Annotated in this window: 11 protein-coding genes; all 11 read right to left on the reverse strand. The window is 55.4% G+C overall.

The window, feature by feature from the left end:
- Positions 1-3: 3 nt before the first annotated feature.
- Positions 4-1,962, reverse strand: a complete 1,959-nt coding sequence (locus BM347_RS15780) for an acetoacetate--CoA ligase (RefSeq protein WP_093917457.1) — start codon at positions 1,960-1,962, stop codon at positions 4-6.
- A complete protein-coding gene (locus BM347_RS15785; RefSeq protein WP_093917458.1) occupies positions 1,959-3,161 on the reverse strand; it encodes a serine hydrolase domain-containing protein in 1,203 nt (400 codons plus the stop codon). The genes BM347_RS15780 and BM347_RS15785 overlap by 4 nt, the downstream gene beginning before the upstream one ends.
- An 87-nt stretch (positions 3,162-3,248) precedes the next feature.
- Positions 3,249-3,953, reverse strand: a complete 705-nt coding sequence (locus BM347_RS15790; RefSeq protein WP_093917459.1) for an ABC transporter ATP-binding protein — start codon at positions 3,951-3,953, stop codon at positions 3,249-3,251.
- Positions 3,953-4,714, reverse strand: coding sequence for an ABC transporter ATP-binding protein (locus tag BM347_RS15795; RefSeq protein WP_093917460.1), 762 nt, complete (start codon positions 4,712-4,714; stop codon positions 3,953-3,955). Before BM347_RS15795 ends, BM347_RS15790 begins: the two co-directional genes overlap by 1 nt.
- Positions 4,711-6,051: a branched-chain amino acid ABC transporter permease gene (locus tag BM347_RS15800; RefSeq protein ID WP_093917461.1), complete on the reverse strand. Its 1,341-nt coding sequence runs from the start codon at positions 6,049-6,051 to the stop codon at positions 4,711-4,713. Before BM347_RS15800 ends, BM347_RS15795 begins: the two co-directional genes overlap by 4 nt.
- Entirely contained in the window at positions 6,048-7,004 is a 957-nt protein-coding gene (locus BM347_RS15805) for a branched-chain amino acid ABC transporter permease (protein WP_093917462.1), read from the reverse strand. Before BM347_RS15805 ends, BM347_RS15800 begins: the two co-directional genes overlap by 4 nt.
- Before the next feature lie 82 nt (positions 7,005-7,086).
- Positions 7,087-8,331, reverse strand: coding sequence for a branched-chain amino acid ABC transporter substrate-binding protein (locus BM347_RS15810; protein ID WP_093917463.1), 1,245 nt, complete (start codon positions 8,329-8,331; stop codon positions 7,087-7,089).
- 476 nt (positions 8,332-8,807) lie between these two features.
- Positions 8,808-9,605 carry an IclR family transcriptional regulator gene (locus BM347_RS15815; RefSeq protein ID WP_093917464.1) on the reverse strand — a complete coding sequence of 266 codons (798 nt, stop codon included), beginning with the start codon at positions 9,603-9,605 and terminating at the stop codon, positions 8,808-8,810.
- Positions 9,606-9,609: 4 nt separating this feature from the next.
- Complete coding sequence (locus BM347_RS15820; protein WP_093917465.1) at positions 9,610-10,638, reverse strand: phosphotransferase family protein; 1,029 nt, start codon at positions 10,636-10,638, stop codon at positions 9,610-9,612.
- Positions 10,639-10,649: 11 nt separating this feature from the next.
- Entirely contained in the window at positions 10,650-11,297 is a 648-nt protein-coding gene (locus BM347_RS15825; protein WP_093917466.1) for a histidine phosphatase family protein, read from the reverse strand.
- A gap of 6 nt (positions 11,298-11,303) precedes the next feature.
- Positions 11,304-12,410, reverse strand: a 1,107-nt coding sequence (locus BM347_RS15830; RefSeq protein ID WP_093917467.1) for an acetyl-CoA C-acyltransferase, incomplete at its 5' end; no start/stop codon positions are given.

Here is a 12,410-nt window from a genome sequence, read left to right on the forward strand (position 1 = left end):
GGGTTATTCCTTTTGGGTCGCCCGTTTTGCGGCATAGGCGATGTAGAAGTCAAAGCTGTCCGGATTGGCCATTGAATCGCGGTTCACAACCTTTTCGGGATCTTGCCCAAGCAACAGTTTTTTCACCGGAACCTCAAGCTTTTTGCCCGAAAGGGTACGGGGTATTTCCGCGACCTCGATGATTTCGTTCGGAATGAAACGGGCCGAGACGTTCTTGCGAATGGCCGCGTTGATCTTGTTCTTAAGCGCATCATCGACTGCCACGCCTTGGGCAGGTACAACGAACAACGGCATAAAGCTTTCGCGGCCCAGAAATTCGAGGTCAACGACAAGGCTGTCCACCACCTCGTCCAGACCTTCAACCGCTTGATAAATCTCAGCGCTGCCAAGGCGCAAACCTTTGCGGTTGATGGTGGCGTCGGACCGGCCATAGATCACCGATCCGCCTTCGGCGTTAATCTCGATCCAGTCGCCGTGGCGCCAAATCCCGGGGTAGGTATCAAAATAGCTATCGTGCAGACGGCTGCCATCGTCGTCGCCCCAGAAAAACAGCGGCATGGATGGTAACGGTTCGGTGCATACCAGTTCGCCCACGACGTCGGTCAGTTCATTGCCGTCTTCGTCATAGGCCCGCACCGCATTGCCAAGGGCGCGACATTGCATTTCACCTGCCCGCACGGGCATCCCCGGATGGCCCAGAACGAACGCGCCTGCCAGATCGGTCCCGCCTGAAATAGGTGCGAGCCAGACATCCTGTTTGACGTCCCTGTATATCCAATCATAGGCGTCAGAGCTGAGCGGCGAACCCGTAGCCCCCAGTGATTTCAGCGCGCTTAAATCTACCTCTTCCCGCGGGGTAATCCCGGCCTTCATGCAACCGCTGAAAAACGCGGCACCAGCACCAAAGAAATCAAGTCTCTCATCCGCGACGAACCGCCAGATCACCCCCATATCAGGATGGTTCGGTGCCCCGTCAAACATTGCGACAGTCGTGCCCTGGCCAAGGGCGGTGAACTGCGAATTCCACATGATCCAGCCCGAGGACGTGAGCCAGCAGTAGCGCCCGCCGCGTTTGAAATCATGGTGCAGCGATTGTTTGGCCGATTCCAGAATGATGCCCCCATGCCCATGCACGATAGGCTTGGGATTGCCCGTGGTGCCGGATGAATAAACGATCCATAGCGGATGATCGAACGGGACTTGGGTCGAGGTATAATCGACCTTGTCATGCAGTAAATCATCCCATTCGATATGCCCCGCTGGCAGGTCGCCGACAAATGGCACTGTGACGCATTGGATCAGGCTGGGCAGCTCTGTTTCGATCCCCGCCAAAATCTCGCGCCGGTCGATGGTTTTTCCGGCATGGACATAGCCATCTTGCGCGATCAGCACCTTGGGTTCGATCTGCTTGAAACGGTCCAGAATGGCAACGTGGCCCATATCCGGCGCGCACAGCGACCAAATCGCCCCGATGCTGGCGGTCGCCAGAAAGGCGATCATCGCGGTTTCGGTATTGGGGAGAACGGCAACAACACGGTCGCCTTTCTCAACGCCCATGCCGCGCAGACGTGCGGCCACACTAGCCACCTGCGCGCGCAACTCGGACCATGACAACACCTTGCGGCCAAAGGTTTCCGACTGCACGATCAGCGCATCACCATCTAGCTGGCTGTCCACATGTTTCATGATTTGGTCAGTAAAGTTCAGCATCGCGCCGGGGCACCATTGCGCACCCGGCATCTGACGTTTTGCCATCACTTTGCTGTAGGGCGCGCTGGCCTGAACATCCAAGAATTCCCAGATAGCACCCCAAAACGCCTCCAGATCATCGACGCTCCACCGCCACATGGCGTTGTAATCTTCGAACGTCAGCCCCTTGGTATCTTTCAAGAACCTCTCAAACGCGGCCATGGTTGATGCGTCATAGCGGTCAGGTGCCGGCTTCCACAGGATTTCGTTCATGTCATCGCTCCGTGGATCAGCGTCTTGAGCTCGGGGCGCGCGGGGTAAGAACTGGACGGTGCCAGTTGCGTGAAGAAAACGACCGACAGATCCAGCACCGGATCGACCCAAAAGAAGGTTGAAGCCATACCGCCCCAGCTGAAATCACCGACGCTGGAGGGCACGCGCACACGGCCGGGGTTCAGGACAACGGCACCGCCAAGGCCAAAGCCCATCCCTTCCATCGGCTGCTCGGCAAAGCTGGCTGGACCCATCGACGCGATGTCACCCGGCAAATGGTTGCGCATCATAAAGTCGAGGGTTTTGGGCGAAATCAGCCCCGCCCCGCCGGTGCGCAGCATTTCGGTGAACTTGAGGTAATCGTCGATTGTTCCGACCAGCCCGCCGCCACCAGAATGCATTTGCGCATTTAGGAAGGGCGATTTTCCAGGTCGGTCAACGCAGCGCAGTGTGGGTTCTGCCGGTTTCGCTTCGTTCATCGCATAGGCACTGCCCGCAAGCGGTGTGTAGAGCGCGGCAAAACGTTCCTGCGTGCCGTCCGGCACAGAAAACCGGGTCTCATCCATGCCCAATGGCCCTAGGATTTCGTCGATGAAGAACTGTTCAAGCGTCTTGCCCGATACCACCTCGACCACGCGACCCAGTACATCGATGCTGACCGAATATTCCCAGCGACTGCCTGGTTGAAACGCTAGCGGTAATGCGGCCAAGCGGTCGGTCATTTTGGCCAATGATCCTTGATCCGCACGGAACAGAATATCGTGATCTTCCATCGCTTTGGGCAGCACGCCGGGATTGAACGGATAGCTTAGGCCTGATGTATGAGTCAGCAGATGATGCAGGGTTGGCGCCTGACAGGCTTCGGTCTGATCGATACTGGTTGCCCCCTGCACAAGGCAGCGCATATCACCAAAGGCAGGGATAAACTCCGACAACGGCGCATCTAGGTGAAACAGCCCGCGTTCCGCCAGCATCATAATCGCGACGGACGTGATCGGTTTGGTCATCGAATAGATCCGCGCAACCGTGTCACGTTCAAACGGTTTGCCGGTTTCTACGTCACGCAGACCTGTCGCGTTAAAATAGACCTCCTTGCCCGCTTGCGCGACCAGGACGGAACACCCGGCAAAGCGGTTCCGCGCGACATAGCTGTCCATCCAGCCGCCAATGCGGTCTAATCTATTGCAGTCAAAACTCATAAAAAATCCTCCTGTGACGCATCAGCGCCTCAGGAGGATGAGGCCGCCAATAGCGACGTTTTTAACCTGCCTGAACGGCCCCGAGGATCACACCTCGAGCCATTCCTTACGCACATCATCGCGGGCTTTGAGATCCGCTGGCGTGCCTTCGAACACGACCTGACCGTGGCCCATAACATAGACACGATCGGCGATATCCATGGCAATCGAAAGCTTTTGTTCGACCAGCAATGTTGAAATACCGCGGTTTGCGATCTCTTTGAGCACCTCGGCGACCTTTTGAACCATCTGCGGGGAAAGCCCCTCGGTCGGTTCGTCAATCATCACCAGATCAGGGTCGCCCATCAGCGTGCGACACATGGTCAACATCTGCTGTTCGCCCCCTGACAGAACCGACGCTTCGACGTCAGCGCGGCGGTCAAGGTTTTCAAACATCTCGAACATGGCCTGCATCGACCAACGTCCTGCGCCGTCCTTTTGGCCGGGTTTCAGACCCAGCGTCAGGTTTTGGCGTGTGGTCAGACCGGGAAAGATATCGCGGTTTTCCGGCACATAACCGATGCCCATATTCGCGATCTGGAACGCCTTTTTACCAGAGATTTCCTGACCTTGGAACTTGACCGAACCGTGGGGTTCGACCTCGCCCATGATGGCTTTGCAGGTGGTGGAACGGCCAACGCCGTTGCGACCCAAAAGGGCAACAATCTCGCCCTCTTTTATATTTAGGTTCACACCCTGAAGAATGTGAGATTTGCCATAATAGGCATGCATATCGGTGACTTCGAGCATCATTAGTGTTCTGCCTCCAATGCGGCGCCTAAGTAGGCTTCTTGAACGCGTGCGTCTGCGCGCACGTCTGCGGGTGCCCCGGTGGCGATGATTTCGCCGTAAACCAGCACCGAAATACGGTCAGCTAGGCCAAAGACAACGCTCATGTCATGTTCAACCATGATCAGTGTTTTGCCTGCCGTAACCTTGAGGATCAGATCAGTGATGTAATCGGTTTCCGTGTTGCTCATCCCCGCTGTGGGTTCATCAAGCATGATCACATCGGCACCACCGGCGATGGTAATCCCGATCTCAAGCGCGCGCTGTTCGGCATAGGACAACGTGCCAGCCGGCAGGTTGCGCCGTTCCAGTAGGTTGATCTGGTCCAGAATGGCCTCGGCCCCTTCGGTCAGGTCACGCTTGCTGTTGACCAAGTGCCAAAAGCTGTACTTGTATCCCTGCGCCCAAAGCAAAGCGCAGCGTACATTTTCAAACACGGTCATCGCCGGAAAGATGTTGGTGATCTGAAAAGACCGGCTTAGGCCTTTGCGGTTGATCTGGAACGGCTCTAGCCCCGCCAGATTTTCGCCATGCAGTTTCACCGTGCCTGCCGTCGGTGCGAACCGCGCGGTAATCAGGTTGAACAGTGTCGATTTACCGGCCCCGTTCGGGCCGATGATCGCGTGACGTTCGGCTTTTCCGATGCTTAGATCAATGCCGCGAATAATCTCGGCTTTGCCAAAGCTTTTCTTGAGGCCAGTCAGTTCAAGGGCTGGTGTGCTCATGATGCGCCTCCTGCTGTGTTTGCTTCGTTCCACGCTTCTTTCAGGGCCGGCGCTGTGGTTTTGGCGATGCCAAGCCCGATGACCGTCACGGCCCCTGCGATGATCCACGGGAGAATTTCATGGCTGTTAAAGGTCGTCCAGAACAGCGTCATTTCGACGTCTCCTGTGGCTGCGTGGCGGAAATGGAATGTCATTTCGACCAATGCCGCCAGCCCCAACAACCCAATCGCCGCCGGTAGCAACGTCTTGATATAGGGCATTACAAGGCCGCTGGCCTTGCCCAGTTTGAACGCGGGCACATGCATCATGATTAATCCGGCCAAACCGCCCGGAAAGAACATCACCGTCGCCACAAAAAGCGTACCTGCGTAAAACGCCCACAGTTCTGTCGAAAGGCTGAGAACGGTTTGCAGCAGGGTAAAGGCAATCGCCCCGATGATCGGCCCAAAGAAGAAACCAACGCCGCCTAAGAAGGTCACCAGCAAGATCACACCTGAGGATGCGGTATTGAGGTTTTCTTCGGTCAGGATTTCGTAGTTGATGGCGAAAAGACCGCCCGCAACGCCTGCGAAAAAGCCCGATGCGATAAAGCTGTAGTAGCGGACCCAGCGTGCCGAGTATCCCAAGAACTGTGCGCGTTCCGGGTTGTCGCGGACCGCGTTTGCCATGCGGCCAACGGGTGTACGGCTCCACAGGTACATAAGTGCTGCGGAAATCACGAGCCACGCAATCGTCAGGTAGTAGACCTCGATCTGCTGAAGGAATTCGACACCAAAGAACGGTTGCGCATAGGTGCGGTCGCCGCTGATCCCTTCTTCGCCGCCAAAAAAGGCCACGATGATCACAGAGCACGCCGCGATCAATTCACCCACGCCGAGCGAGATCATGGCAAATACAGTGCCAGCCGACCGTGTCGAAAACGATCCGACAATCATCGCAAGGCCCATGCCGAACAATCCGCCAAAGACAGGCAGGATAACCAGCGGGATTGTCTCAAAGAAATCCGACATGTTCATGATGTGCATACAGGCGAACCCGCCCACACCCGCATAAACCGCGTGGCCAAAGGACAGCATGCCCCCCTGCCCCAACAGCATGTTATAGGCCAGCGCGAACACGATGGTGATCGACATCTGGTTCATGATCGTCAGCGCCGAGTTGTTTGTGAAAAACATCGGCAAGAAAACCAAAACAACAGTCGCAATCACCCAAGGGGCCAGCGTCAGCGTCATGGAACCTGCGCGCATTCTCTCGGACGCTTTTGCAGGATCAGTCGTAATTTGATCTTGCTCGCGCGCGCCTTCTGGAACGTCGTGTTTAGGGTCTGAAACTGTCATGACTGGCGCTTTCCGAAAAGACCTGCTGGGCGGAAGATGAGGATCAGCACCATCAGGATATAGGGTAGAATGTCAGCGATTTGCGGGCTTGTCAGGCTCCAGAAGTCGCGAAAGACGCTATCGCTTAGATTTTCAGGCGTTGAGATACCTATCGCGTTCAGCAAGTCTTCCATTTCGATATTGTATGATTTGGCAAAGGTTGTGATCCAACCGATCAGCAAGGATGCGACCAATGCCCCCCAAAGGGACCCGAGCCCGCCGATGACGATTGTCACAAACACGATAGAGCCAAGCACGAATGCCATACCCGGGAAGGTACCCAGAACGGGGCCGGCGATAACGCCTGCCAGACCGGCAAGTGCCGTCCCGACACCAAACACACCCATAAAGATCAACGGCACGTTGTGGCCCAAGGCCTCGACCGTGCGGGGATAGCTAAGGGCGGCCTGAATGATCATGCCAACGCGTGTCTTGGTCAGGACATAAAGCAGGCCAATAAAGATCGCGATCGAGATAAAGATCATAAAGATCTTATACGCGGGGATAGAGTTGCCCGATATCGCGAAAGCAGTGAAATTCAACACCTCTGGCACCGAATAGGGCATCTGGTTCTTGCCCCAGATGAATTGCACCAGCTCTTCGATCAGCAGGGCCAAACCAAAGGTAAAGATCAGTTCCGGCACGTGGCCGTATTGGTGAACGCGGCGCAGGCCATAGCGTTCGACCCCTGCCCCCAAAACACCGACAATCAGCGGCGCGATCAAAAGCCCCATCCAGAAGCCAACGGCAATACTGATTTGATAGGCGAAGTAAGCACCAAGCATGTAAAAGCTGGCGTGGGCAAAGTTTAGAACACCCATCATCGAGAAAATTAGGGTCAGACCGGCGGATAGCATGAACAACAGCAATCCAGTTACCAGCCCGTCGATCAGATTGACGAGAATGAGGTCCATTAGGCCCCTCCAGGTGAGTGGTGGCAAAAACGAGAGAAAATTGGCCCGTCAGGATGTACCAGACGGGCCGGAGAAACGCTGATTATGGGCGCTTCATTTCGCAGGTGGTTGGGCTGTCCATCGACGCCATAACAACTGTGGATTCGGTGACAACACCGTAGTCCGAGTTATCATAGGTGAATGTCACACCTTCGTTGGTATGCGCGTTGATGTGCATATCCTGAATCGCTTGGTGATCTTGCGGACGCATAAAGACTTTGCCGCCCCACATGGTTTCGTATTCCATGCCCTCAAGCGCATTGGCAATTGCGACTACATCATCAGCAGTGCCTGCTTCTGAAATCGCCTTGGCCAGCATCCCGATTGTGTTCGAGATACGCGACTGGTCGATGTTGCCGTCCGGATATTTTGCTTTGTACGCGTTGTAGTAGTCAGACGCTTCTTGGCTGGCTGGCGGGTTGATTTGGCCTTCGCCCACCAAACGGATGATACCCTTACCGGATTCACCAAATGCCGCTGTGATACCGGAACCTGCCGCATAGTAGGTGTAGATCGGGCCGGTAAAGCCGTTTTCGATGATGGACTTACCAAGGCCAAGCATGTCTGCGCCCCAGTTACCGGTGATGACCGCATCCGCACCCGAAGCAACGATTTTGCGGGCATATGGGGTAAAGTCTTTTACCTTGCCGATTGGGTGCAGCTCGTCACCAACTATCTCGATGTCAGCGCGTTTTTCGCCAAGCATTTTGTTCGCGGCGGCGGAAACCGACTTACCAAAGGAATAGTCCTGGCCGATGATGTAGACTTTGTTGATGCTGTCGTTTTCGGCGATCACATCGGTCAGCGCGTCCATTTTGATGTCGGCGTTGGCGTCAAAACGGAAGTGCCAGAAGTTACACTTGTCGTTGGTCAATGCAGGGTCAACAGCGGCGTAGTTCAAGAACAGAACGCGGCTGTCGGGGTTACGGCGGTTATGCTTGTCAACGGCTTCGGTCAGCGCGTTTGCAACACCCGAGGAGTTACCCTGAACGATGAAACGAACACCTTGGTCGATGGCGACCTGAAGCTGGATGAGCGATTCCTTGGGGCTGATTTTATTGTCAAAACCGATGACTTCCATCATCTGGCCATCCAGCAAACCGCCCTTTTCGTTGACCATATAGTCGGCTGCGAATTCAAACTGATGCAGGCCGTTTGTACCTGTGCTGGCAAAGGGACCAGACAGGGGGTCAATGAATGCAACTTTGATGTTTTCGGCAAAGGCAGCGCTGGCGCCTAAAACCAAAGAAAGCGCAGAAACAGCGCCCAGTTTAGTGATATTTTTCATTTTAATCCTCCCAAGGACGGCCCGGCGCTTTGATGCGTTTTTTATAGAATGCCAAGCCTTGGTCGAAGCCTTGCACAATGACTTACATTGTCAAGCGCCTCCGTTCAAAAGTTGCGGTGATACGGGGCACGTTATGTCATATGTTGCGTCATCAAATTTTTGCACAATATCTCATCACATTTGCCCCAACCGCTGATCATTCGAGCAGTGACGCCGTTAAGCAATTGTTATTTATATCGTTTCCCGATCGTTCAATATTTGGGGCGTTGCCAACAAATTGGACGACTTCCTGACAAACGTCCGCCAGACGATGAAGCCGATTTTTTTTCCCTTACGTCACTTTTTTTAACCGATGCTAACTGACCGCCGCCAAAACCGCTATCTTACTCGCAACAGGGCATAATTTTCGCGGAGAACGCGAATTCACATCTGAAATTTCACTTGATTCTGGTGGGAAACCTACTTTTCAGCTCGGGTTAAATCCGGATGCTGATCGCCTCTGCTGCCTTGATCAGGCGTTTTGCATAGACGGTTTCAAGCTGCTTCTTTTTGACATGGAACGCAGGCCCGCCGATGTTAAGGCCGTAGACCAAAGACCCGTTGGGCGAAAAGACAGGCACAGCGATCCCGTTCACATCAGGGCGCCAATCGCCATAGCTTGAGCAGAAGCCCTTCTCCGAAAATTCAGTCACCGCCGCCGCGTAGCGTTCGCGTCCATGGGCCTCTAGTGCAGCATCTGTTTGTGCCGCGATCTCAAAGGCCCTTTCGCGCATGGTGTCGTCCATACCCACCATAATGGCGCGGCCAATCGCGGAATCGAACAACGGCAGGCGTGAGCCGACGCGGATCTGCAACGCCACGTCTTCGCGGGATCGTTTGGTGCAGACATACACCACATCCAGGCGGTACGGTTCGCCTATCGCGACGGTGATATAAGAGTTTGGCCCGTCTCGCAGCGCCTTCATTTCTTCGGCTGCACGGTCTCCGATCTCCATGCTGGTCAGCACGCCAAATCCCAGTTGCAGCACCCCAGCACCCAACCGGTAGGTGCCCGTGCGCGGATCGGCGACCAGATAATCAAGCTCGCACAGGGTGTGGGTCAATCTGGAAACCGTCGCCTTGGGCAATCCGGTGCGTTCGGAAAAGTCGGTGTTCGTCAGCGCGGATTCATTCTGGCGAAAGCAGCGCAAAACATCGAGCCCACGCGCCAGGGCCGTGACAAAATTTCTATCCTTTGCCTCCGACGGATCGGTTGCGAACTCGTGGTTTGCCATCTTATTATCTTTCCAACGCTTTCAAGCCATTAGCGGCAAAAACCGGCACATAGGCACCGACCTTCATTGCGCGTTCCGGGTTTGACGCGTTGCCATCCAGCGCTCGTTTCAACACGCCCTGAATGATCCCGGCCATGCGGAAAAAGCAAAAGGCGACGTAAAAGCCAAAGTTATCGATCCCGTCCAAACCCCGACGTTCGCAATATTTGGCGATAAATTCCTCATCCGTTGGCAGGCCAAGCGCGCCGCGATCAGCACCCCCAAAGCCGCGCCCTTCGGTCCCTGCGGGCATCTGCCATTGCATGATCACAGCGGCCAGATCGGCATAGGGGTGGCCGATGGTGGAAAGCTCCCAATCCAAAACGGCTAGGCATTTGGTGCCGTCTTTCTCGAACATCATATTGTCGATGCGGTAATCGCCGTGCACCAATGTACGCTGGCCGTCATCTGCGGGAATGTTGGCTGTCAGACGTTCGATCAACTCGTTCATCGCGGGCTGATCTTCGGTTTCCGAGGCGCGGTATTGCTTGGTCCATCGGGCGATCTGGCGCTCGTAATAGTTCCCGGGGGGGCCGTAATCCGCCAGCCCGACAGCATTGATGTCGACATCATGCAGCGCCGCCAGAACGCGGTTCATTTCGTCCATGATCCCGGCGCGCACTTCATTGGTCTCGTCCAGCATCCGCGGGTCCATGAAATTGCGCCCGTTGACGTGGTCCATGATATAGAATGCCGACCCGATCACATCATCATCTTCGCAGAGCAGATGCATTTTCGACACCGGTACATCCGTATCTTGCAATGCTTTTTGCACACGGAATTCGCGGTCAACCGCGTGTGCGGATTTCAGCAAAACCCCGGGCGGCTTGCGACGCAGCACAAAGTTGCGGCTGGGTGTTTTCAAAAGAAACGTCGGGTTGGACTGGCCAGCCTGAAACTTTGACACCTCAAGCGGGCCTTCAAAGCCTTCAAGATGCTTTTCCAGATAGGCAGTGACCTTTGGAATATCGAGCGTTTGTGTATCGGTACTCATTGGTTCATTCCTTAACTATAGGTCAACATGCCAGCGGCCTCGCCAGACATCATATGCGGTGTCGCGTTGAATTCATGCAGAAAAAACGCGGAATTGGTGAAAACAAATTTGGTGATCGACGTGTTCTTGATCTGTAGGTTCAGCGTCATCATCATCTTATCCGGCGCACCCAGTGACGCCGCCGTCAACTGCCCGATCACCCCGCCCGAGCTGACAGCCAACACGCGATCGGCCCCGGTGGCACAGGCGGCAAGACGTGCTGATTCGACTCGACCGGTAAATGTGCCCCAGCTTTCGGCTGGATTCTCGATTTCATCGGCCTGCCATTGAAATACAGTTTCGCGCAGGGTGCGAAAATGAACTTTACGGTCGCCTTTGACCAGATCCGGTACGTCGCCTTTATAGCGCGCGCTCAGCAGGTCCTGAAAATCATATTCATTGAACCCTGCGTGTTCTTCGCCCGCCTCAAAACCCATCGAGGCAAGGGTTTCTTTCTGGCGGGTCAGGGTGCCGGTAATCGTCCGATCCGGCACCCAGCCCATATCTCGAAGAGCCTGACCAACTGCCGCAGATTGCTGGTGCCCGAGGTCCGACAACTTGTCATAGTTGTCAGCCCCGAATGACGCCTGTCCGTGGCGGATGACCAAAAACTCTCCCATTCCGGTTTACAGAACCTCGAACAGGCCAGCAGCACCCATGCCGCCGCCAACACACATGGTGCAGACAACGTATTTGGCACCGCGACGCTTGCCTTCGATCAGCGCGTGGCCAACCATGCGTGCGCCCGACATGCCATAAGGGTGGCCGATGGAAATCGCGCCGCCGTTTACGTTCAGCAATTCGTCAGGGATGCCCAGCTTGTCACGGCAATACAGAACCTGCGATGCGAAGGCTTCGTTCAGTTCCCACAGGCCAATGTCGCTCATCTTAAGGCCATGTGCTTCAAGCAGCTTTGGCACAGCGAAAACCGGACCAATGCCCATTTCGTCAGGTTCACAGCCAGCGGCCATCACACCAACATAACGACCCAGCGGGTTCAGGCCCTGCTGTTCGGCCAGCTTGGCTTCCATGATCACCGAGGCAGAGGAGCCATCGGACAGCTGCGATGCGTTACCGGCGGTGATGAATTTACCTTCTTTAACGACCAAGCCGTCTTTGAACACGGGCTGCAAACCACCAAGGCTTTCCTTGGATGTGCCGGGGCGGTTGCCTTCGTCCTTGGCCAACGTGACCTCGTGCGACGAGATTTCTTTGGTCTCTCGGTCTTGGGTCATCATTGTGGTGGTCATGGCAACGATCTCGTCGTCGAATTTGCCAGCCTGCTGCGCTTGGTGGGTCAGCTCTTGGCTGCGCGCGGCGTATTCGTCTTGCGCTTCGCGGCTGATGCCATAACGCGATGCAACGTTTTCTGCTGTCTCAAGCATGGTAACGTACAGGTCAGGCATGTTTTCCTTAAGGTAAGGATCCGCTTTGACGCGCATTTCCGGGGTTTGCACCATTGAAATACTCTCAACGCCGCCGCCGATCACGATGTCCATGCCATCCATCACAACCTGCTTGGCTGCTGTGGCGATTGCCATCATGCCAGACGCACATTGACGGTCCAGGGACATGCCACCAACGGTAACAGGCAAACCGGCGCGCATGGCAACCTGACGGGCGATGTTGCCGGCAGAATGTCCCTGCTGCAACGCTGCGCCAAACACGCAATCGCTGATTTGGTCGGGGTCAACACCAGCGCGTTCAACGGCGTGCTGAATGGCATGACCACC

This window comes from Sulfitobacter marinus (assembly GCF_900116285.1).
GTDB classification, from domain to species: domain Bacteria; phylum Pseudomonadota; class Alphaproteobacteria; order Rhodobacterales; family Rhodobacteraceae; genus Sulfitobacter; species Sulfitobacter marinus.